Here is a 20,558-nt window from a genome sequence, read left to right as displayed (position 1 = left end):
GATACAGCTTATTGCGGCGCGGTGGTGACGGTATCGACCTCGGTCAGCGTCACGCCGGTTGGCGTTAGCCACAGGAGGGCCAGCGCCGCTATTGCAAGACCAAGCAGCGTCAGCATGGTGACAATCGTGCCGGCAAAGCGCTCTTTCATCGCGCCATCCATGCCAAAAGCATGGGCAACGCGGCCGACCAGATAGATGCCGCCGGCAGCCCACAGCCAGATTGTCGATCCAGATGCGAGTTCGACCAGAACGATCAGGATCAGCACAAAGGGTGTGTTCTCGATATAATTGGCCTGCGCGCGCATACGGCGGATCACCGCTTCATTGCCGCCATCGCCGACAAAGACTTTTTCCTTGGTCCGCACCCGCCCGACACGCACGCCCAGCCAAATGTTGAGAAGCGCCGCAGCAGCGGCCATGGTCAGGCTGATTGGTAACAAGATCATTTTATGTCCCCCTTGGTGCCGGGCATGTCTGGTGCCGCAGCATGGTCGTGTGTGCCAGCAGGACGGGGACAGGGCAAGCCGCCGCTTTGTCCTAAGCTCAGGGCTTGCCTTTATGGCCGAAAAGTCTATAGCCGCGCCCAATCCGGCACCCGACGCCAAATTGGCGTTGCGGCACCCTTCGGCAGAAGAATTTCTTGTCATCATTGGACAGGAACGGGCTTCGGCACGTTGGGCGGGCCAGTCACTTTCGGAAACGAAGGCGACAAAACCGGGTTCGCCGAATTGTATCAAACATTTGAAATGCAGGAATAATCATGGCCGTCCCCAAGCGAAAAACCTCGCCCTCGAAGCGCGGAATGCGTCGCAGCCACGACAGTTTGAAGGTTGCAGCCTTTCAGGAATGCCCCAACTGCGGCGAACTGAAACGCCCCCACAATCTGTGCAATGCCTGTGGTCATTATAATGGCCGCGAAGTGGTTTCGGACGGCATTTAATCATTAGCCGGAGGGCCAAAGCATGGGGCTGACACCGCGAATCGCGATTGATGCGATGGGCGGTGACGTCGGCGTGCGCGTGATGATCGCGGGCGCAGCCATGGCGCGGCACCAGCATGATGGCCTTCGGTTCCTGTTGGTCGGCGACGAAACGCGAATCAAAACCGCGCTCGACAACCACCCCAATTTGCGCGCCGCATCGGACATCATCCACACCGATGGCGTTGTTTCCGGCGAAGACAAGCCCAGTCAGGCGCTGCGCAAGGCACGGAATAGTTCAATGGGGCTGGCGATTGACGCGGTGAAACGCGGCGATGCTGGCGGCGCCCTGTCGGCGGGCAATACCGGCGCACTGATGGCGATGGCCAAGGTTGCCCTGCGTACCATGCCGGGGATCGACCGGCCCGCGCTGGCCGCTTTGCTGCCGAGTTTTGGCGACAATGACGTGGTCATGCTCGATCTGGGCGCCAACACCGAATGCAGCACCAAGAATTTGGTTCAGTTTGCTGTCATGGGGGCCGCCTATGCGCGCACGGCCATGGGACTTGAAAAGCCGCGCGTTGCGCTGCTCAATATCGGCACCGAAGAATTAAAAGGCACCAACCAAATTCGCGAAGCGGCAGCTCAGTTGCGTGCGGCTACCGGCATTCCGTTGGAATTTTGTGGTTTTATCGAGGGCGACAAATTGTCGCGTGGCGATGTTGATGTTGTCGTCCATGACGGTTTTTCGGGCAATATTGCGCTCAAGACAATCGAAGGCACGGCGCGCTTTGTCACCGATTTGTTGCGACGGGCCTTTACCAGTTCGGTGCGGTCAAAAATCGGCTTTCTGATTTCGCGCCCCGCCACCGAATTGTTGCGCCATCACCTTGATCCCAACAACCATAATGGCGCAGTGTTCTTGGGGCTGAACGGCGTTGTGCTGAAAAGCCATGGCAGCGCCGACGCCAAAGGCGTCGCCAATGCGGTTCATGTTTGCGCCGAGCTGGTGGAAAAGGATATAACCCGCCAAGTGACCGATGATCTGGCCAATTTTAACCGCGGTGTTACCGCATGACGCGCCGCGCCATATTGGCGGGAACCGGATCGGCGCTGCCGCGCACCCGGATTTCGAACGCCGAATTGGCGGAGCGTGTCGATACGTCCGACGAATGGATCGTCGAACGCACCGGTATCCGCTTTCGCTATATTGCCGAGCCTGACGAAACGACCGCGACTTTGGGCGCTGCAGCGGCCGAGAAGGCGTTGGAGGCGGCGGGACTGACCGCTGATGATATCGGCCTGATCATCGTCGCCACCGCGACCCCCGACAATACATTCCCGGCCAGCGCGACCAAGGTGCAGGCGCTGATCGGCGCACCCGATTGCATCGCCTTTGACGTGGCCGCCGTCTGTTCGGGCTTTCTCTATGCGCTGTCGGTTGCCAATTCGATGCTGCTGACCGGCGCGGCGAAACATGCGCTGGTCATCGGGTCCGAAACCTTCAGCCGCATCCTCGACTGGGAGGATCGCACGACCTGTGTGTTGTTTGGCGATGGCGCAGGTGCGGTGGTTATGTCGGTCGAGGAAAATAGCGAGCGCGGAATTTTGGCGACGCGGCTGCACGCCGATGGCCGTCATTCCGATATGCTCTATGTCGATGGTGGACCTTCGACCACGGGCACCGTCGGAAAAGTGCGGATGCAGGGTCGTGAAGTGTTCCGTCATGCCGTCACCAATTTGGCGGGCGTATTGGGCGAAGTGCTGGAAGATGTCGGCCTTTCGGCGTCGGATGTCGATTGGGTCGTGCCGCATCAGGCCAACCGCCGAATTATCGATGCGACCGCCAAGAAACTGAAGCTCGATCCGGCGCGGGTAATCCTGACCGTTGATCAACATGCCAACACTTCGGCTGCGTCGGTGCCACTGGCGCTCGACTTGGCGGTTCGCGATGGGCGGATCAAGCCCGGCGACCTGTGCATTTTAGAAGCCATGGGCGGCGGATTCACATGGGGTGCGGCGGTCCTGCGGGTCTGATTGAGCTTTTTGTGGGTTCGCTAGGCCCAATTTGCCTTTTGGCATGGTTTTTCTTGCAACATTTGTTACAGTTTAGCTGGGACTCGTTTTGGTCGAGCTGGCTGGTGCCAGCAGGGGATCGACCTTTTTGATGGGGGGAAGGGAATTTCCATGGCGACAGGAACACTGACACGTGCCGATATAGCCGCAAAGATCAACCACCAGATTGGGTTGTCGCGCAACGAATCGGCCCAAATTGTCGAATCGATATTGGCTCATATGAGCAACGCGCTGACCGGCGGTCAGAATGTGAAAATTTCAGGTTTTGGCACTTTTGTCCTGCGCGACAAGGGACAGCGCATCGGACGCAATCCGAAAACCGGCGTTGAAGTGCCGATTTTGCCGCGCCGCGTCATGACCTTTCGCGCCAGCCAGACCATGCGCGAACGCGTTGCAGGCTAATGCCACAGGACCGGACTGATGTTTGATGACAACGGCCCGGATGAAGGCGACAAAGCCGCTGGCGCGATGCTGTCGATTGGTGAATTGGCCAATCGCATCGGGGTGCCGACGCATGTGCTGCGCTATTGGGAAACGCGATTTCCCGAATTAAAGCCACTGCAACGCTCGGGCCGTCGTCGCTATTATCGCGCTGCGGATGTCGCTTTGGCCGAGCGGATTCACGGGCTGCTGCACGTCGATGGCTTTACGGTCGAGGGCGCGCGCAAGGCCTTGTCCGAGCAGGAGTCGTCACCACGCGAAACGCGCCCGTCGCTGAGCCGTGAACAATTGGACGCAGGCGATCGCGCGCCAACCCCTGCGTCAAGGCAAGGGCCGAGTGTTCCGGTGCAACAATTGATTGATTTGCGCCAACGTCTGTCAGCGGCGCTGGAGTCATAGGGTCTGACCCTAGGGTTCGGGTTTAGTCCATCTTTGGTGACAGCGACGGATCGAGGTCGCGCGGGCGGATGAACATCGACAATTTGCCGGTGCCGCTGTCTATGGCGTGCCAATCATCGATAGCGATGTCGAGCCGTGCCATGGCCGATGTCGGCAGCTTTTCCTCGACCTGAGAGCGTAGCGCATCATCGGCGGCTTCGGGTGCCAGCATTAATATCAGATCCTCAAGGCCCGGATTGTGACCGCTGATCAACAGGTTCTGTGCATCACGCCCGGTTTCGCGGATGACTTCAAATAATGTTGCCGCCGACGCCAGATAGATGCGCCGGTCCCAATGCGGTTCCAGATCGGCAAGCCCCGCCGCGGGCTGAAAAATGTCGAGTGTGTCGGTGACGCGCACCGCTGGAGAGGCGACGATCCGGTCGACCGACAAAGCCTCTCGCTTGAAATATTGGCCGATGAGTTCGGCACCGCGCCGGCCGCGTTCGTTGATCGGGCGGTCGAAATCGCGCTCGACCGGTGCGTCCCACCCCGATTTGGCGTGGCGCAATATCGTCAAAGTTTTCAAGCCCGCTCCCCAATCATGCGCCGATGAGACCCCGGCTCGCGCCTTGTGCCGCAAACTGATGCGTGAGGAAAGGTGGCAATGCGCTCAATTCCGGTTGCTGGCATGATTATCGGAAGCGGTGCGTGCTGTTGTATCCCTTTTCCGATTGGCCTCGCTGACCCGCGCCACGACTTCGTCGAGCGGTAGCCGCCGAACGGGTGTGGCGGCGGGAAAGGCCGACAACAGACGCGAAGGCACAGAGGGTGACAGCAGGACAAACTGGCCAAAATCATCGGCGCGGCGGATTAGGCGGCCAAAGGCCTGACCGATGCGGGCGCGGATGACCATGTCGTCATAATGGCTGCCGCCCAGTGCCGCGCGCCGCGCTGCGTGTAGGATGGTCGGACGCGGCCAAGGCACGCCTTCCATAATAACCTGTCGCAGCGAATCGCCAGGGACATCCACGCCGTCACGTAAGGCATCGGTGCCGAGCAGCGAGGCGTGGGGATCGGCGCGAAAAATATCGACCAACGTGCCGGTGTCGAGGGGGTCTACATGCTGGGCAAAAAGCGGGAGGCCCGCGCGCGCCAGCCGGTCGGCGATGCGTGCATGGACGATGCGCAAGCGGCGGATCGCGCTGAACAAGCCCAGAGCACCGCCGCCCGACGCCTCGATCAGACGGCTATAGGCACCCGCCAGCGCAGACATATCGCCACGCGCAATGTCGGTGACAATCAACACTTCGGATTGCTGTTCATAGTCAAACGGGCTGTCGACCGCGAAATGCTGGACCCCGCCGTCGAGGTGGCGGGCGCCGGTGCGGACATCGGCATCGGCCCAGTCATCGCCGCCGCGTAAGGTCGCGGAGGTTATCAGCACGCCATGTGCGGGACGGTACACAATCTCTGCCATCGGACGCGTTGGGTCGAGCCAATGGCGATGCAGGCCGCAATCATATTCGCGCCCGTCGAAGCGGTCGACCGCCAGCCAGTCGACGAAATCGGGATTGACGGGACCGCCGACCCGACCGAGCAGACCAAGCCATGCCGATAGCGTGTCGCAGCGGGCGGTGAGGCTGTGCCGCGCGCCGTCGATACGCGCGCGGGATTGGGCGTCGAGCCAGTCGGGCGGATCATCGAACAGCGTCTCCAGCCGTTTGCCAAGTTGAATCAGCGGACGCAGGAGCGCTTCAATGGCATCAACGGCATTGGCGGCCGCACTGACGAGCGCGGCGTCGGGTTCGGCAAGCTCGGTTTCGAGGCCATAGCCGCTGTCGGCTCCCTTTTCCTGCACAGTACGGGCATAAACCATCGCACGTGCGGCCGAGAGCAACTGTTCGATAGCACCCCACGGGTCATTGTCGCCAATGCGCGTGAGCCATCCGTCGCCGGGTAGCTCAGCAGCGGCGTTGATTGCGGCCTGAATCGCTTTGTCGCCCGCCTCGTCATAGCTGGCGACATCGGCCAGCCGCGCCGCCAGTCCGCGCCGCCGTCCGCGTGATTTGCCCTCTGGCCCCAAGACCCAGCGGCGGATTTCGACCGCTTCCTGACCGGTGAGTGCGGCAGCGAACATTGAATCGGCGGCGTCCCACAGATGATGGCCTTCGTCGAAAATCAGCCGCGTGGCGGCCGCGCCGCCATCGCGAGGGCGCGCGGCCTGCACCATCGTCAGCGCATGGTTGGCGATGATGATATCGGCCTGTCCCGCCGCGCGCGTCGATCGTTCGATGAAGCATTTGCGGAAATGCGGGCAGCCGGCATATATGCACTCGCCGCGCCGGTCGGTGAGCGCGGTTGATCCGTTGCGGCGGAATAGGGCGGGCAGCCAGCCGGGCAGGTCGCCGCCGACCATGTCGCCATCGCGGGTATAGGCGGCCCAGCGCGCCACCAATTGCGCCAAGATCGCGGCGCGCCCGCTGAACCCGCCCTGCAACGCATCCTCCAGATTGAGGAGGCAGAGGTAATTTTCACGGCCCTTGCGCACCACCACCTTTTCGCGGTGGGTGGCGGGGTCGGGATAAAGCCGTTCGGTTTCGCGCGCGAGTTGGCGTTGCAGTGCCTTGGTAAAGGTGGAGATACAGATCGCGCCGCCTGACGCGTCAATCCAGCTTTTGCCGGGGGCCAGATAGCCGAGCGTTTTTCCGATTCCGGTTCCGGCCTCGGCGACCAGAAAATGTGGGTTATCGCGACGTTCGCGCGGGGCAAAGACCGCCGCCGAAGCCTGCGCATAGGATCGCTGTCCGGCGCGGCGCTCTGCCCCGTCACCGGTCAGCCCGTCGAGCATCGCATCGACCGCACTTTCGTTGAGGGTCAGCGTGCGCGGTTGCGGACGCGGGGCGCTATCCTCCCATTCGGGCAATTTGGAAAAGAGCCAGCGTTCCTCGCCTTCCGGGGCGCTCAGTTGTGGCTTCACGAGGGGCACCCATGGCCAGCGATGCCGCGTCAGCGCTTCTATGCTGTGCCACGCGCCTTCGCGTTCGGGCCAGCGCTGATCGTCGAGGCTGGCGAGCATCTTCGCGGCGACGACCCGCAGAAAGCCGGCAAGATCGGCTTCGTCTGCCGGAGCCTGCAAGTCGAGCGCGGCGGCGAGGCCAGAGGCGGTGGGGACGGCAAAGCGGGCGGGAAACAGAAAAGCGAAAAGCTCGAGCAGGTCGAGCCCCGACAATTCTCCATAACCGAGCCGGTCGCCGGTCAGCGTTGCATTGAGCAGGATGTGCGGGGTTGCTGCGACGGCAGCAATGGCCTCTCCGCGCCCGACACGGCGCGGCGGCAGCGCGCTATCGCTGATCCAGATGCCGACATGGCTGGCATATAGCGCGGGCAGGGGCAGGGAGGGGGGGGCATTGTCCACCCAACCGAGCTAAGGACAAAGCGCGAACACAGCAAGCGCTGCGTGCATTTTTCGGCTCAGGAAAGCCCGCGTTTGCCGAAACTGCTGGGATGCGCGCTCAGGAATATTTCGGATGGGTCAGGTGCATGGGTGATTCCGCGCGCGCGTTCGAGCGCGTCGTGCAGCGGCCCAGCCACGATTTCATAAGGGAAACGCACGCCCATCCGGTCGATTTCGGACCACATGACGATGCCATACACGACCTGCTCGCGATAATGAATCTCGCAGCGGCTGCGTTCGGGAAGGCTGACACCCACGATCTGGGCGCCATTTTCCGACAGGTCGCAAATCTGGCCGTCGGCGCTTTCCAGAACGCCGGACACGCGAACGTCGATCGCAACCGAATTGCGCTGAAACCGCCGAGGGATGTGAGTGATACTGTCAGTCATGAGGGTCTTCATTGCAGAAGATGGTAAATTTTCCGGTAAGATTTGCGCGTCGCGTGAAATTTTCCGCCTTTGGTTCGCTGCCCGATACAGCTAAGGGCGTGACCTATGTCCAACATGCACCTTGATCCGCGTTATTGCGCTGCCGCCCCCACGTCCAAAGCCTGGCCGTTCGAGGAAGCGCGTAGGCTAGTCAAACGCTATCCCGATGGCAAGCCGGACGGCGCGCCAATGCTGTTCGAAACCGGCTATGGTCCGTCGGGCCTGCCGCATATCGGCACGTTCAACGAAGTGCTGCGCACGACGATGGTGCGGCGCGCCTATGAATGCCTGACTGGCGGCGCGCCGACCCGGCTGGTGGCGTTTTCGGACGATATGGACGGGCTACGCAAAGTGCCCGACAATATCCCCAACGCCGATATGCTGGCGGCCAACCTGGGCAAGCCGCTGACCGAGATTCCCGATCCGTTCGGGAAGTTTGAAAGTTTTGCGCACTATAACAATGCGATGCTGCGCGACTTTCTCGATCGTTTTGGCTTTGACTATGAATTTGTGAGCTCGACCGAGCGTTACAAGAGCGGTGCGTTTGACGATGCGTTGAAGAATGTCCTCGTCCATTATCAGGATATCATGGACATCATGCTGCCGACGTTGCGCGCGGAGCGTGCCGCGACCTATTCGCCGGTGCTGCCGGTCAGTCCGACCTCGGGAATTGTTCTGCAGGTACCCGTCACTGTTGTCGATGCGGCGGCCGGACTGGTGTCCTTTGAGGATGAAGGCCAGACGATCACGCACAATATCCTGTCGGGCGGGGCCAAGCTGCAGTGGAAGGTCGACTGGGCGATGCGTTGGGTCGCGTTGGGCGTCGATTATGAAATGTATGGCAAGGATCTGACCGACAGCGGCGTGCAGTCGGGACGAATTGCCAAGGCGCTGGGGGGGCGCAAGCCCGAGGGGCTGATCTATGAAATGTTCCTCGACGAGCGCGGCGAGAAGATTTCCAAGTCGAAGGGCAATGGCCTTAGCCTCGACCAATGGCTCGATTATGGCAGCGAGGAGAGCCTCGCTTTTTATGCATATCGCGAGCCCAAGGCGGCGAAGCAGTTACACATCGGCGTCATCCCCAAGGCGGTCGACGAATATCTGCAAATGCGCGGCAATTATCCGGCGCAGGAAGCCGACAAGCAACTCGGCAATCCGGTTCATCATGTGCATGTCTCGCGCGGCGAAGCGGTTCCCGATACAATATTGCCGGTGACCTATGGGCTGTTGCTCAACCTCGTCGGGGTGATGGGCGCCGATGCGTCGAAGGATCAGATTTGGGCCTATCTGGGTAATTATGTCGCGGGCGCGAATGCGGCGGCTTATCCTGAACTTGATGGGCTGATCGACAATGCGATGGCCTATACACGCGATTTCGTCGCGCCGACGCTCAAGCGCCGCAAGCCACAGGGTGGCGAGGTCGCGGCGCTGCAAAAGCTCGACGCTGAGCTGGCGGCGCTGGCCGACGATGCGGCGGCTGATGAGATCCAGAATATTGTTTATGCGATTGGCAAAGACGAGGCCTATCGCTTTGAAAAGCTGCGTGATTGGTTTCAGGCGCTGTATGAAACGCTGCTCGGATCGAGCGCCGGTCCGCGCATGGGCAGCTTCATCGCGCTGTTCGGTATCGCCAACACGCGACGCCTGATTGCCGAGGCGCTGGCGTGACCCAACCCATCGCCATTTTTACTACCGGCGGGACGATCGACAAAGTCTATTTCGACGCGCTCAGTGAATTTCAGATCGGCCCGACCGCGCTGCCTGATATGCTGCGCGAGAATAATGTTCATGTGCCGCACAGTGTGACGCAGTTGATGCGCAAAGATAGTCTGGAGCTGGACGATAGCGACCGTGCGGCGATCCGCGCCGCCGTTGAAGCGAGCGAGGCGACGCGCATATTGGTCACGCATGGCACCGACACGATGGTCGTCACCGGCCGGATGCTTGCGGGGATCGCCGGCAAGACCATCGTGATGACGGGGGCGATGCAGCCCGCGTCGGTTCGCGCCAGCGATGCCGAATTCAACGTCGGCTTTGCGCTCGCCGCTGTGCAGACGCTGCCGCCCGGCGTCTATATTGCGATGAACGGCATGATCTTCGACCCGCAGACGACCGAGAAGGATCGCGCGGCTGGTCGGTTTTGCGCGACTAGGTCCTGAGCCGACAGGAAAAAATTTCAGATTTTTTGCCGCGCCGGGTGTAACCTCACGCTATCCGTAACGAATAACAGATGGGTGGGGCGACATTCAGCCGCTTCGCTGGTTACGAACGAAGAGGATCGAAATGATGACGAACAATAAATTGGCTGGTGTGATTGCCGCCGCAGCGACTGCCATTGCGCTTTCGGGTGCTGCGATTGCCGCCGACCCTCCGAAGGGTGCTACCGGCGCTGCTATCGGCGCGAGCGACACCGTTCACTGCTATGGCGTCAACAGCTGCAAAGGCACCGCCGATTGCAAGACTGCTGCGAATGCCTGCAAAGGTCAGAATGAATGCAAGGGCCAAGGCTTCAAAGGCATTGCGGCTTCGAAATGCCTGACCGACGGCGGCGTGATCGGCGACATCGGCTGATCACATAAATACTGACAGAATTTGGGCGCTGCCGCGCATAATCCCGCGCGGTGGCCCCATCTGTTTCGTCTCGCAGGATAGGAAATATGCCGACCGACGCCAAGCTGACAAGCGCCTCACCGGGCTTTGGGCTTGGGCTGAGACCGCCGCATTATCCTGATTTCCTGGAAAGTCCCCAGCCGCTTGAATGGCTGGAAATCATCTCAGAAAATTTCATGGTGCCCGGCGGTAAGCCGATGACTATGCTCGATAGCATTCGCGCCGATTATCCGATGGTCATGCACGGCGTGTCGCTGTCGATCGGATCGACCGACCCGCTGGATCGCGCTTATCTGGCGGACCTCAAGGCGCTGGCCGAGCGGGTCGAGCCGCTGTGGATTTCGGACCATTTGTGCTGGACTGGGGTCAATGCCCATAACAGCCATGACCTGCTGCCTTTGCCCTATGACGCGCCCGCACTGGCGCAGGTGGTCGACAATATCGGGCGGGTGCAGGATTTTCTGGGGCGCCGGATCCTGATTGAAAACCCGTCGAGCTATGTCACCTTTCGCGCATCGGACCGCAGCGAATGGGATTTTCTGGCCGAAATGGCGGAGCGTGCCGACTGTCTGTTGCTGCTCGACATCAACAATATCTATGTCAGCGCGCGCAATCACGGATTTGAACCGCTCGACTATCTGAAGGCTTTGCCGGAGCACCGCATCCAGCAAATCCACCTCGCCGGGCATAGCGACATGGGCGATTATGTCATCGATACGCATGATGCCGCCGTGTGTGAAGCGGTGTGGGATCTCTATGCCGCAGCTTGCGCGCGCTTTGGTCCCATCGCGACGATGATCGAACGCGACGACGAGATTCCCGACCTTCCTGTCCTGTTGAACGAGGTTGATCGCGCCCGGACGATTTCGGCGGACGCAGAAGCGTCGGCATTGGCGATGTCCGATGGATAAGGCGCTGGTCGCAACTCAAGAGCGGTTCTTTGCCTATTTGCTCGACCAGTCGGAGGATGCGGTTGATCTGATCGTCGATGATGCGCAGGTCGGGGCGCGGCGGCGCATGGATATTTATCGCAACGCCTATCATGTCAGCCTGAAGGCGGTGCTCGCCGATCATTACGAGCGGCTCCATGCCTATTTGGGTGACGAGCAGTTTGACAATGTCGCGGCGGGTTTCGTCGCGTCTTATCCTTCAAAGCTGAGGAATTTGCGCTATTATGGCGCGGAGTTTGCGGATTTTCTGGGCGCGCATTTCCCCGACGACGGCGAACTGGCCGAGTTGGCAACTCTCGACTGGAATCTGTGCCATGCTTTTGATGCAGCGGATCGGGCGCCGCTCTCGGCGGCGATGATTGCCGAGATGGGCGCGGAGTGGATTGAGCGCGACCTGACGCTCCACCCCTCCGTGCATGTGCAATCGACCCGCCACAATGTCGTGGCGATTTGGACCGCGCTCGAACAGGAAGAGACGCCGCCACCTGCCGAGCGATTGGCGAAGCCGGTGCCGTTGATCGTGTGGCGCCATGAGGGGCAGCCGAAGTTCCGCAGCCTGCTTGGCGATGAGGCTGACGCGCTGACCCTATTGGCCGACGGGTGCAGCTTTGCCGCGCTGAGTGGGCGGCTGGTTGAGACGCTGGATGAAGAGGCGGCGTTGCAGGCGCTCGGCGGCTGGCTGGGACGATGGATTGCCGATGGCGTGTTGGTCGTTACGGATTAGAGGCTAGAGGCTAGAGGTTAGCTTCATCACCGCCCAATAATTGGGCGCAATCGTCATCTTTTGATGCGCGTCGGCGCGGCCCAGCATCGCGTGAACAGCGGGCAGGCGATAGCAGGGCACGCCCATGAACAGATGATGTTCGCTGTGATAATTGACCCAATAGGGCGCGACGGTGGCGCGGGCGATCCATCCGGCATGGGTGGTGCGGGCATGGGTGAAAGGGTCCTGGCTGCCCGTTGCGGTGCAGGCATGTTCGGCGATGTTGCGGATGCGAAGATAGAGCGGAAAGGTCGTCGCCAGCGCGACGAACCAGATCAGGAATGGTGTCCAGCCGTACAGCGTCAGTGACATGGCAAGCAACAGGGCCTGAAGCAGAAGGAAACGACCGACCGACTGTGCGACAACAATCGCTGAGGCCATATCACTGTTTGGCGCTGTGATGCCGTCGCCCTTTTGCGGATTGAAGGTCGTGCCAGCGCGCGTGTCCGCTTTTGCAGGCTGCGTCGTGTCACCGCGAAGCATTGCGCTAACACCTTTGAGCGCAAAGCCGAATTGCGCCGCTCGTTGCTTGAAAAATGTCTGCGCGCTCAAATCGCGGAAAACCTTGCGCGCAAGGCTGGCGCGACTGGTGGGAAAAGGCGCCGACAGCGATAGGTCGGGGTCTTCGTCCTGCTGGGTGAACCTATGATGCTGCAGATGATAGGTGCGATAGGCGATCAGGTCTGTTCCGACCGCCGCCCCGGTCAGCCATTGGCCGAGAAAATTATTGGTGGCGCGTTTGGGGTGGAGCAGGCCGTGGGCCGCGTCGTGCATCAATATGGCCAACCCCAACTGACGCCCGCCGACGAGTATCACGGCGAGCAGCCATGCCAGCGGATGCGCGGTCCATGTGGCCAGCGCAATCACCGCAAAACTGATCAGCCAGGCATGGCTGACCAGCCACAGGCCGCGCCATGGTGACACGCGCGTGACTGCTTTCCACGCATCGGTGGAAAAAAAGGCCTTGGGTGGCAAGAGGCGGACGGCGGGCATGGATCTATCTTATACCAAATCGGCCTATTTCAAAATGATACAGTGCGTATTTATTCCCATTGGAATCATAAGGATTTGGCAACCACCATCTGACAAAGCGCTAATCGGAACACCAAGACCATTAATTTCACAAAGGCCTCAGGGTTTGCGATCGACATTTCAAAGACCACCGACCATGGCTTTGCGCAGCGAAGGAAGCGGCTATTTTTCGGCCGATCTGATGATGCGCGTCGGGCGCGTTGTTCAATTGTGGCCCTTTGTCATTGCCAGCCGCATATTGGCTTTGTGTTTCCTGCTGTTTTCACCGGTCGAGCATGACTTTGTAAGCCATTCGTCGCTGTGGTTGCCCTTTGCCTTCGGATTCTTTTGCGACGTGGTATTGTTGGTCGCGCTGCGCCGAGCGCGCCGTCGCAGGGTGCAATCGCTAAGCGATCTCAAAATTCGATTCGGCGCGTCGATGATGTTGATTGCGACCGGGACATTTTTTGTTACCTGGTCAACCTTTGCCGCCACATCTCAGATCGACGGTCGCTTGTTATTCGACGCCTTTGCGGCGGTTCGATTTGGCACCATATTGGTGGCCGCTGCGGCAGTGACGATGTCGCGGCCCGGCTTTTTTGTTCTGGCCGCTGCGACGACAGCAGGAGGGGCGGTAGGAATTGCGTCCATACCTTTTGCCTTTACAGCTCTAGCCTTTGTCATCCTGATGCTGGTGATGGTGCGCGATGACCTGCACCATCGCCGGGCGCAGATATTGGCCAATCAGTCACGGATTAGCGATCAGCAACGGGCCATGAATCTGGTTCGCGATTTTGAAACGACGGGGCAGGGGTGGTTCTGGGAAACCGACCGTCATGGTCAACTCGTTTATATTTCGCCGACTGTAGCATCAAAGCTGGGTGTCGACGCACGGCGCCTGATCGGGCATCCGTTCACCGACATCATCCGAAAGCGGTCCGGCACCGATGACCGCGAACAGAGGACATTGGGTTTCAGCCTGTCGTCGCGGACGCCGTTCAAGGAATTGACCGTTCAGGCGGCGGTTCGCACCGAAGAACGGTGGTGGTCGATTTCGGGGAGTCCGATCAGCAATGAACTGGGTAATTTTCAAGGCTTTCGCGGCAGCGGAACCGACCTGACCGAACAGAAAAAATCCGAGGCGGAGATTAACCAACTGGCGCGCTATGACACGTTGACCGGACTCGCCAACCGTCTGCACATTACGGATTTTCTTGAACGCGCCTTGCGCAATCATCAAGGCCAGCCGCAGCCTTGCGCGATGATGCTGCTCGACCTCGACCGTTTCAAGGCGGTCAATGATACGCTGGGGCATCCGGTGGGCGATCAGTTGCTGCAGCAGGTGGCGCGGCGGATCACCCGCATTGTCGGAGAACATGGTGAGGTTGGCCGACTGGGCGGCGATGAGTTTCAGGTCGTGTTGCCGAAAATCGTTCAGGGCGAGCGACTGACAGCAATGGCGGACAATATTATCGTCAGCCTTGCCAAACCCTTTGCCATCGAAGGCGAGCAAGTGCGCGTGGGGTCGTCAATCGGGATCGCCGTATCTGACGGAGCGGGCGTGCCGTCGGCAGCGCTCGTCCGCAACGCCGACCTTGCGCTTTATGCGGCGAAGGATGCGGGACGCGGGGTGTATCGTTTCTATGTCGATGCCATGCATAATCAGGCGAGCGAGCGTAAAGCGATTGAGGACAAGCTGCGCGATGCGTTGGGAAACAAAGAATTTCAGCTTTTGTATCAACCCATCGTCGATCTAAAGAGCGAACGAGTGACGGGATTTGAAGCCCTGATCCGATGGCACCATCCGACCGACGGTTTGATTAGCCCCGAAAAATTCATCCCGATTGCCGAAGAGGCCAATCTGATTGTTCCGATTGGCGAGTGGATTATCCGCACCGCCTGTCATTCGATCGCGCGGTTGGGTTCCAACTATCGGATCGCTGTCAACGTATCGCCGCGACAGTTCGCCAATGAGGCGCTGCCAGCCACCATCGTCAGTGCTGTCGCGGCGGCCGGAATCCGCCCAGAGCAGCTGGAACTGGAAATCACAGAGGGTATATTCCTCGACGAAAGCCCCGAGAATCTGGAGATGTTTCAAAAGCTGAAACGTACCGGCGTGCGCCTGGCGCTCGATGATTTTGGTACCGGATATTCGGCGCTTGGTTATTTGAAAAAGGCGCCGTTCGACAAGATCAAGATTGACCAGAGCTTTGTGCGTGGTGCCGCCGATAGTGCGAGCATGAATGCGGCGATTATTTCATCGATTGTCGGGCTGGCTTCGGCGCTCAAGATGGAAACCACGGCAGAGGGCGTCGAAACGCATGACGAGCTGGACCTGATCCGCGGGCTCGGGTGCAGCCATGTCCAAGGTTATATTTACGGAAAACCGATGTTGCTTGGAGAGGCCATCGACTTGCTGCTGCGCGATAATGGCCGCGTGGTGGCCGAGGGTTTTCAATGCGCTCGCGAAAACCGGCGGCGGATATTTCGAACGATTTTCGTCGAGAGTGGCGGCTTTCGCTATGAAGCGATTGTCCGCAACATATCACCCGGTGGAGCGCGCCTCGATGGACTGTGGAATGTTCCCGATGGCACGCAATTCACGCTGGAATTTGGCGGGGGCGTGGTTTTGAAGGCCGCCGCATGTTGGTCGATTGAAAATCGCATGGGCGTCAAATTTGACGAACGGGTCGAAATTGAATCGCTGATTGGTGCAACCGCACCCGCGACGACGGCCTTGGCAATGCCCAGACAGAAATTGGTCGGGCGCGCTGCCTAGATCAGGCCTGCGCCGCTTTGCTAAGCAGGCGCGAAAAAGCGGGACCGGTTACCACCAGCCCCGCTCATCTTGCTTCTGGAAAGCGAAAGGTCTTACCAGAAGAAGTCGTAGATGACGTCGACGACTTGACCATTATGGATGTTCACCAACAAGGCGTCGTCATAATAGCGGATCCAACGATACGGGTCATAGGCATCGGGCAGGCGATACTGCCACGGATCATTGATCCAGTACCGTGAGCTGTAATAATTCGGCCACAGGTTAAATCCGATGCTGAACCGCGTGTAGTTATAGCCACGATAGGGCGAATAATAGCGGCCTAGCCGATAATGGCTGCGGTTGTGTTTGCGATAATCGCGCCAGTTATAGCGGCGGTCATTACGCCAGCGCTTGTTCCACGACCGGCTGTTGCTATTGCCCCGATATTGGCGGTCTATGCGACCGTCGCGATTGCGGTCATAGCGGCGATCCAGCCGTCCATTACCGTTGCGATCATAGCGGCGGTCGATACGGCCATCGCGGTTGCGATCATAGCGACGATCGATGCGACCGTCGCGATTGCGGTCTAGGCTTCGGTTGGTGCGCTGGTTCCGGTCGCGGATCTGGCCGGCACGGCGGCTGTCATTGGCGCGGCTCCGCCGTTGATCTGTGCGGGCATGGTTGCGGCGCTGTTGATTGGTGCGAATATCACCACCACCGCGAGATTGGCTGCGCGTAACGGGTGCGCGTCGCGCTGTCGGGCGCTGGGCCTGTTGGCGTGGTGTCTGACGGCGGGCTTCGCTTTGCTGCACGCGAGCTTCCCCGCGCCGTTGGGCACGCCTCTCGCCGCGTTGCTCCGTGCGGACTTCGCTACGGCGCTGGCTGCGCGTTTCGCCGCGCTGTTCGCGACGTTCGCCGCCGTTCCGTGAACGGTGCTGTCCACGATCCCCGCGCTGGGCGAGTTCGATGGCTTGGCCGTTCGGCTTGGCAGCTGCAGGCTGGATCGGGGTTAGCATCGTCGCGGCGACCAGCAATCCTCCAAATAAATATCTCATGACGACGGTCTCCCATTCTTGTCCCATTGCTGGGAAGCCAGCCGGGATGATGAAATGAGTGATACCCCCGACCAGATGAGTTGGGCCTGAACCGTAATGTTGTCTTTCGTTCAGGTTTAGGCTGCGCGCTATTTCGGAGTCAGGGCCGGAACAGATTTGGCGGCATCCGCAGGACGAATGCCGGGAGGTGGAGCGGCGGCGATACGCTCTTCGCCGCGCAACACTTGCCCGGCCAGCTTGATCGCGGCCTTGATACGCGGATAGGTGCCGCAGCGACAGATATTGGTCATCGCCGCGTCAATTTCGGCACTGTTGGGGTTGCTGTTGCCGCGTAGCAAAGTGGCCGCCGCCATAATCATACCCGACTGGCAAAATCCGCATTGTGGAACTTGCTCGGCCACCCATGCTTGTTGCACCGGATGGCTGCGGTCGCGCGATAGCCCTTCAATCGTCGTGACAAAACGGCCTTCACATTCGGCAATCGTCACCAGGCAACTTCGGATGGCTTCGCCGTCGATGTCGACCGTGCAGGCTCCGCACTCGCCCGTCCCGCAACCATATTTGGTGCCGGTGAGGTTTGACGCGTCGCGCAACGCCCATAGCAGGGGCGTTTCGGGATCCATTCGATATTCGATGGGCCGCTCGTTGACAGAGAATTTGGTCATGCAGGGTTTCTATGCAAAGCGGGCAGGGAACGCGGTCTGGCTCAGTCGCGCCAGCTGCTGTCGATCTTGTCGACCTTGCGCACCATCGCATCAAATTCGGCTTTGCCCGACTGGCCGGGGATTTGTGCCATATAAAGGTCGCGCTGATGAACCTTGATGACATCTTCGTCGATGAGGATCGGCTTGCCCATGCTCATCGTCGCGAGCTGGATTTCACAGGCGCGTTGCAGCGCCCAATATTTGATAAAGGCATCGCTCAGCGACTTGCCCATCACAACGGGGCCATGATTTTTGAGCATCAAGATGCGTTTGTCGCCAAGGCTTTTGACCAGCCGCTCGCCCTCTTCCTCGCGGACCGTAATCCCTTCAAAGTCATGATAGCCCAACTGGCCCATGAAGTTGCAGGCATAGAAATTGGTCGGTTGCAGCCCGCCCTCAAGCCCGCACACCGCCATCGTCGCGGTGGTGTGGGTGTGGATGATGGCGTGCGCGTCGGGCAAGACGCGGTGGAACAGGCTGTGCTGGACAAAACCTGCCTTGTTGACGTGCCAAGGATTATCCTCGTCGAGTTTATTGCCGTCGATGTCGATCTTGATCAGGCTGGATGCGGTCACTTCGCTGAAGTGCATGCCATAGGGGTTGATCAGGAAGGCGCCTTCCTGATCCTCCAGCTTGACCGTGATGTGGTTAAAGATCATCTCGTCCCAGCCCATCATGGCAAAGATGCGATAGCAGGCGGCAAGTTCCTGCCGCGCGGTCCATTCGGCTTCGCTATATTTGCTGTTCCGCTTTAACTGGGTAGCCATGGCACCATCTCTCCGATCTTGCGTCTTGATATACAACCTATGCCACAGGGGTCGGCAGCAACACAATCCCGGCTTGCAATTGTAGACGAATCCCTTTAGTGGCTGTCCATCGGGACGTCGCGAGTTCGCGGCGCTCTTTTTATTGCCCAGATATCGGCGATTTGTGGCCAACCGGATGAATCCGGCGGCTCTGGATCGTTTGACTGAAACGGAGACGACACGGCATATGCAAATTATCGTTCGCGACAATAATGTCGACCAGGCCCTTCGCGCGCTCAAGAAGAAGTTGCAGCGTGAGGGCGTGTATCGCGAAATGAAGCTGCGCCGTCACTACGAGAAGCCCAGCGAAAAGCGCGCGCGTGAGCACGCTGCTGCTGTCCGCCGCGCCCGCAAGATGGAGCGCAAGCGGATGGAGCGCGACGGCATTAAATAGCCGCTGTTTCCGTACGGAAATGCGAAAAGGGCGCTGCGAGCAATCGCGGCGCCTTTTTTCATGTCTGAAGCAAATGGGCAGGAGGTGTGACGCTGCGCTCGACAGAATAGCTCTGGACCGCCGCAAGTCGCACAGCCTATAGGCGGCCCATGCAACATCCCGGGCAACCGGGCAGGGAAGGATTTGCGATCATGAGTGTAACCACTGTTCCATTGCGTCCGGTCAACAAAAGCGGGCTTTGGGCAATCTGGATTGGCGTGCTGGTGCTGGTCGCCGCCGCGGTCTTTTTCGCTTTCTCGCAAACGCCCCGCATCGGCTTTACCGTGGTCAAGGAAGGCGCCGGAGCCAGCCCGACGATGGCCGATGTTGTGCTCGTGAAATATGAAGGCAAGCTCGACGACGGGACCGTATTCGACTCGAATGAACAGGCCCCCATGGCGGTGTCGCAGGTCGTTCCCGGTTTTTCAAAGGCACTGGTGCGGATGAAAAAGGGTGGCGAATATGACATCACCATCCCGCCGAAGCTGGGTTATGGTTCCAAGGCAAGCGGCCCGATTCCTGCCAACAGCACCTTGCACTTTTCTGTCACGCTGATCGATTTCCGTTCCGAAGCCGAAGTGCGGGCGATGCAGCAGATGATGCAGCAACAGCAGCAGATGCAACAGCCGGGCGCAGCGCCGGGCGGAATGCCGCCACAGTAAAGCGTGTTCAGGCGGCCGTCTCAGCCGCTCCTTTTCGTTCCGGGCCGGGCCGCGCGTTGCGTTCGGCCTCGCGCTCAAGGGCGACTTTGATCATCGCGACAATCGGATCGGCGAGCGCCAGTCCGAACAGGCCCAGCAAGGTGCCGAGCAGGATTTGCGCGCCAAGCACAAGAGCGGGGGCAAGGTCGACCGTCCGCTTTGCGACCATCGGTACGATCAGATAGCCATCGACCGTCTGAACCACGAAATAGACGCATAGGGCATAAAGCCCGGTATCGACGCCCGCCGAAAAGCCGACGAGGACGAGGAGTGCCCCTGATACGATCGCGCCGATATTGGGAATGAAAGCGAGCAAACCGGTGAGGAGGCCGAGCAGGGCCGCCATCGGCACGCCCCCGAGCGCCAGCAAAACCCAGGTGCCAACGCCTTCGACAACCATGCCGAGCAGGCGACCCGCCATCAGGCGGCGTAGCGTCCAGCCCATTTTTTCCATAGTACCGTAAAAATCATCTCGCGCGCTGACGGGCAGCATCCACGCAACGCCGCGTTCATAAAGGCGGGGTTCTATGGCAATGAAAATACCGAGGACGACGATCATCACCAGACTGGTGAGCCCGCCAACGACGGTGCCAACGGCGGCGGTAACGCGTCCGACCGTCCCGGCCAGATTTTCCGAGATGGATTGGGCGTCTAGTTTCAACTCGCCCATCCCGTGCGAGCCGGCCCAGACAGCAGCGCGATTAATCTGATCGATCAGGATTTGTTGCAAGTTCGCGGCCTGATTGGCGAGTTGCGACCCCGCGAACAAAAAGGTCCAGATCATGAAGGCGAGCAGCGAGGTGCAGACGATCCCCAGCCGCCAGCTGCGTCCAATGGGCAGCACGCGGCCCAACAACCGCGTCCCGCCGTCGAGCACTGAGGCAACAACGATGCCGGCGAAGATCAACAGGATCGGCTGAATCAGGACGATCGCTACGCCGATTAGCAAAGCAAGCCCCAGCCACACACTGGCCTTGAGCAATTCGGCACGGACGAGCTGGCTGCTGATCTCTGTTGGACCAGGGGCTTGGGGACTGTCCTTCATTTTGGGCATCCTCTTGTTCGCCA

General features: G+C 59.8%; 22 protein-coding genes. 13 read left to right on the top strand and 9 right to left on the bottom strand.

Features of this window, described 5'->3' with window-relative positions:
• Nucleotides 1–8: 8 nt before the first annotated feature.
• Nucleotides 9–446: an MAPEG family protein gene (locus ACR3XE_RS11160; protein ID WP_473700115.1), complete on the bottom strand. Its 438-nt coding sequence runs from the start codon at nt 444–446 to the stop codon at nt 9–11.
• Between the two features lie 314 nt (nt 447–760).
• Between ACR3XE_RS11160 and rpmF the strand changes: the two genes are divergently transcribed.
• From rpmF to ACR3XE_RS11135, 5 genes are all read left to right on the top strand, one after another.
• Complete coding sequence (gene rpmF / locus ACR3XE_RS11155; protein ID WP_473700116.1) at nt 761–940, top strand: 50S ribosomal protein L32; 180 nt, start codon at nt 761–763, stop codon at nt 938–940.
• A gap of 22 nt (nt 941–962) precedes the next feature.
• Nucleotides 963–1,997 (top strand): phosphate acyltransferase PlsX, encoded by a 1,035-nt coding sequence (gene plsX / locus ACR3XE_RS11150; protein WP_486185739.1) that lies wholly within the window; start codon nt 963–965, stop codon nt 1,995–1,997.
• Entirely contained in the window at nt 1,994–2,956 is a 963-nt protein-coding gene (locus ACR3XE_RS11145) for a beta-ketoacyl-ACP synthase III (RefSeq protein ID WP_473700117.1), read from the top strand. Before plsX ends, ACR3XE_RS11145 begins: the two co-directional genes overlap by 4 nt.
• Nucleotides 2,957–3,106: 150 nt before the next feature.
• Nucleotides 3,107–3,397, top strand: a complete 291-nt coding sequence (locus ACR3XE_RS11140; RefSeq protein ID WP_473700118.1) for an integration host factor subunit alpha — start codon at nt 3,107–3,109, stop codon at nt 3,395–3,397.
• An 18-nt stretch (nt 3,398–3,415) separates the two neighbouring features.
• Complete coding sequence (locus ACR3XE_RS11135; RefSeq protein WP_473700119.1) at nt 3,416–3,835, top strand: MerR family transcriptional regulator; 420 nt, start codon at nt 3,416–3,418, stop codon at nt 3,833–3,835.
• A gap of 22 nt (nt 3,836–3,857) precedes the next feature.
• Here the strand turns inward: ACR3XE_RS11135 and ACR3XE_RS11130 are convergent, their stop codons facing one another.
• The 3 genes from ACR3XE_RS11130 to ACR3XE_RS11120 all read right to left on the bottom strand — a co-directional run bounded on the left by ACR3XE_RS11130 (nt 3,858) and on the right by ACR3XE_RS11120 (nt 7,660).
• A complete protein-coding gene (locus tag ACR3XE_RS11130) occupies nt 3,858–4,403 on the bottom strand; it encodes a SixA phosphatase family protein (protein ID WP_473700120.1) in 546 nt (181 codons plus the stop codon).
• Nucleotides 4,404–4,487: 84 nt separating this feature from the next.
• On the bottom strand, nt 4,488–7,232 hold the full coding sequence (locus ACR3XE_RS11125) for an ATP-dependent DNA helicase (RefSeq protein WP_486185738.1): 2,745 nt from the start codon (nt 7,230–7,232) through the stop codon (nt 4,488–4,490).
• 56 nt (nt 7,233–7,288) lie between these two features.
• A complete protein-coding gene (locus tag ACR3XE_RS11120) occupies nt 7,289–7,660 on the bottom strand; it encodes a PilZ domain-containing protein (protein ID WP_473700121.1) in 372 nt (123 codons plus the stop codon).
• A 105-nt stretch (nt 7,661–7,765) separates the two neighbouring features.
• On the opposite strand from ACR3XE_RS11120, the gene ACR3XE_RS11115 reads away from it, so the two are divergent.
• The 5 genes from ACR3XE_RS11115 (at nt 7,766) to ACR3XE_RS11095 (ending at nt 11,983) form a co-directional block, all read left to right on the top strand.
• Nucleotides 7,766–9,367, top strand: coding sequence for a lysine--tRNA ligase (locus ACR3XE_RS11115; RefSeq protein WP_486185737.1), 1,602 nt, complete (start codon nt 7,766–7,768; stop codon nt 9,365–9,367).
• Complete coding sequence (locus ACR3XE_RS11110) at nt 9,364–9,858, top strand: asparaginase domain-containing protein (RefSeq protein ID WP_473700122.1); 495 nt, start codon at nt 9,364–9,366, stop codon at nt 9,856–9,858. The genes ACR3XE_RS11115 and ACR3XE_RS11110 overlap by 4 nt, the downstream gene beginning before the upstream one ends.
• 127 nt (nt 9,859–9,985) lie before the next feature.
• The gene (bufA2, locus tag ACR3XE_RS11105; RefSeq protein WP_473700302.1) at nt 9,986–10,270 is read left to right on the top strand and encodes a BufA2 family periplasmic bufferin-type metallophore; all 285 of its coding nucleotides are present in this window, start codon (nt 9,986–9,988) and stop codon (nt 10,268–10,270) included.
• Between the two features lie 86 nt (nt 10,271–10,356).
• Complete coding sequence (gene bufB / locus ACR3XE_RS11100) at nt 10,357–11,220, top strand: MNIO family bufferin maturase (RefSeq protein ID WP_473700123.1); 864 nt, start codon at nt 10,357–10,359, stop codon at nt 11,218–11,220.
• On the top strand, nt 11,213–11,983 hold the full coding sequence (locus ACR3XE_RS11095; RefSeq protein WP_473700124.1) for an HvfC/BufC family peptide modification chaperone: 771 nt from the start codon (nt 11,213–11,215) through the stop codon (nt 11,981–11,983). The genes bufB and ACR3XE_RS11095 overlap by 8 nt, the downstream gene beginning before the upstream one ends.
• Nucleotides 11,984–11,986: 3 nt before the next feature.
• Here ACR3XE_RS11095 and ACR3XE_RS11090 read toward each other — a convergent pair whose 3' ends face one another.
• A complete protein-coding gene (locus tag ACR3XE_RS11090) occupies nt 11,987–13,015 on the bottom strand; it encodes a fatty acid desaturase family protein (RefSeq protein ID WP_473700125.1) in 1,029 nt (342 codons plus the stop codon).
• Between the two features lie 175 nt (nt 13,016–13,190).
• On the opposite strand from ACR3XE_RS11090, the gene ACR3XE_RS11085 reads away from it, so the two are divergent.
• On the top strand, nt 13,191–15,812 hold the full coding sequence (locus ACR3XE_RS11085; RefSeq protein WP_473700126.1) for an EAL domain-containing protein: 2,622 nt from the start codon (nt 13,191–13,193) through the stop codon (nt 15,810–15,812).
• A gap of 92 nt (nt 15,813–15,904) precedes the next feature.
• Here ACR3XE_RS11085 and ACR3XE_RS11080 read toward each other — a convergent pair whose 3' ends face one another.
• The 3 genes from ACR3XE_RS11080 to ACR3XE_RS11070 all read right to left on the bottom strand — a co-directional run bounded on the left by ACR3XE_RS11080 (nt 15,905) and on the right by ACR3XE_RS11070 (nt 18,317).
• The gene (locus ACR3XE_RS11080; RefSeq protein ID WP_473700127.1) at nt 15,905–16,846 is read right to left on the bottom strand and encodes an RcnB family protein; all 942 of its coding nucleotides are present in this window, start codon (nt 16,844–16,846) and stop codon (nt 15,905–15,907) included.
• A gap of 128 nt (nt 16,847–16,974) precedes the next feature.
• A complete protein-coding gene (locus tag ACR3XE_RS11075) occupies nt 16,975–17,511 on the bottom strand; it encodes a (2Fe-2S)-binding protein (RefSeq protein WP_473700128.1) in 537 nt (178 codons plus the stop codon).
• A gap of 41 nt (nt 17,512–17,552) precedes the next feature.
• Nucleotides 17,553–18,317 (bottom strand): class II aldolase/adducin family protein, encoded by a 765-nt coding sequence (locus tag ACR3XE_RS11070; RefSeq protein ID WP_473700129.1) that lies wholly within the window; start codon nt 18,315–18,317, stop codon nt 17,553–17,555.
• Nucleotides 18,318–18,543: 226 nt separating this feature from the next.
• Between ACR3XE_RS11070 and rpsU the strand changes: the two genes are divergently transcribed.
• Nucleotides 18,544–18,750: a 30S ribosomal protein S21 gene (gene rpsU / locus ACR3XE_RS11065; RefSeq protein ID WP_037510267.1), complete on the top strand. Its 207-nt coding sequence runs from the start codon at nt 18,544–18,546 to the stop codon at nt 18,748–18,750.
• 191 nt (nt 18,751–18,941) lie between these two features.
• Nucleotides 18,942–19,451, top strand: a complete 510-nt coding sequence (locus ACR3XE_RS11060) for an FKBP-type peptidyl-prolyl cis-trans isomerase (RefSeq protein WP_473700130.1) — start codon at nt 18,942–18,944, stop codon at nt 19,449–19,451.
• A gap of 7 nt (nt 19,452–19,458) precedes the next feature.
• Here the strand turns inward: ACR3XE_RS11060 and ACR3XE_RS11055 are convergent, their stop codons facing one another.
• Entirely contained in the window at nt 19,459–20,544 is a 1,086-nt protein-coding gene (locus ACR3XE_RS11055; protein WP_473700131.1) for an AI-2E family transporter, read from the bottom strand.
• Between the last annotated feature and the right edge of the window lie 14 nt (nt 20,545–20,558).

The sequence above is a fragment of the Sphingopyxis sp. 10G20-10 genome (genome assembly GCF_057365075.1).
This window is presented reverse-complemented; position numbering and strand designations above follow the sequence as displayed.

Excerpts from the sequence above, each read along its gene's own strand:
- ACR3XE_RS11075 (WP_473700128.1), bottom strand. The coding sequence starts at position 17,511 with ATGACCAAATTCTCTGTCAACGAGCGGCCCATCGAATATCGAATGGAT.
- ACR3XE_RS11115 (WP_486185737.1), top strand. The coding sequence starts at position 7,766 with ATGTCCAACATGCACCTTGATCCGCGTTATTGCGCTGCCGCCCCCACG.
- ACR3XE_RS11080 (WP_473700127.1), bottom strand. The coding sequence starts at position 16,846 with ATGAGATATTTATTTGGAGGATTGCTGGTCGCCGCGACGATGCTAACC.
- ACR3XE_RS11120 (WP_473700121.1), bottom strand. The coding sequence starts at position 7,660 with ATGACTGACAGTATCACTCACATCCCTCGGCGGTTTCAGCGCAATTCG.
- ACR3XE_RS11085 (WP_473700126.1), top strand. The coding sequence starts at position 13,191 with ATGGCTTTGCGCAGCGAAGGAAGCGGCTATTTTTCGGCCGATCTGATG.
- ACR3XE_RS11135 (WP_473700119.1), top strand. The coding sequence starts at position 3,416 with ATGTTTGATGACAACGGCCCGGATGAAGGCGACAAAGCCGCTGGCGCG.
- ACR3XE_RS11160 (WP_473700115.1), bottom strand. The coding sequence starts at position 446 with ATGATCTTGTTACCAATCAGCCTGACCATGGCCGCTGCTGCGGCGCTT.
- ACR3XE_RS11060 (WP_473700130.1), top strand. The coding sequence starts at position 18,942 with ATGAGTGTAACCACTGTTCCATTGCGTCCGGTCAACAAAAGCGGGCTT.
- rpsU (WP_037510267.1), top strand. The coding sequence starts at position 18,544 with ATGCAAATTATCGTTCGCGACAATAATGTCGACCAGGCCCTTCGCGCG.
- ACR3XE_RS11145 (WP_473700117.1), top strand. The coding sequence starts at position 1,994 with ATGACGCGCCGCGCCATATTGGCGGGAACCGGATCGGCGCTGCCGCGC.
- ACR3XE_RS11070 (WP_473700129.1), bottom strand. The coding sequence starts at position 18,317 with ATGGCTACCCAGTTAAAGCGGAACAGCAAATATAGCGAAGCCGAATGG.
- plsX (WP_486185739.1), top strand. The coding sequence starts at position 963 with ATGGGGCTGACACCGCGAATCGCGATTGATGCGATGGGCGGTGACGTC.
- rpmF (WP_473700116.1), top strand. The coding sequence starts at position 761 with ATGGCCGTCCCCAAGCGAAAAACCTCGCCCTCGAAGCGCGGAATGCGT.
- ACR3XE_RS11095 (WP_473700124.1), top strand. The coding sequence starts at position 11,213 with ATGGATAAGGCGCTGGTCGCAACTCAAGAGCGGTTCTTTGCCTATTTG.
- bufA2 (WP_473700302.1), top strand. The coding sequence starts at position 9,986 with ATGACGAACAATAAATTGGCTGGTGTGATTGCCGCCGCAGCGACTGCC.
- ACR3XE_RS11090 (WP_473700125.1), bottom strand. The coding sequence starts at position 13,015 with ATGCCCGCCGTCCGCCTCTTGCCACCCAAGGCCTTTTTTTCCACCGAT.
- ACR3XE_RS11055 (WP_473700131.1), bottom strand. The coding sequence starts at position 20,544 with ATGCCCAAAATGAAGGACAGTCCCCAAGCCCCTGGTCCAACAGAGATC.
- bufB (WP_473700123.1), top strand. The coding sequence starts at position 10,357 with ATGCCGACCGACGCCAAGCTGACAAGCGCCTCACCGGGCTTTGGGCTT.
- ACR3XE_RS11140 (WP_473700118.1), top strand. The coding sequence starts at position 3,107 with ATGGCGACAGGAACACTGACACGTGCCGATATAGCCGCAAAGATCAAC.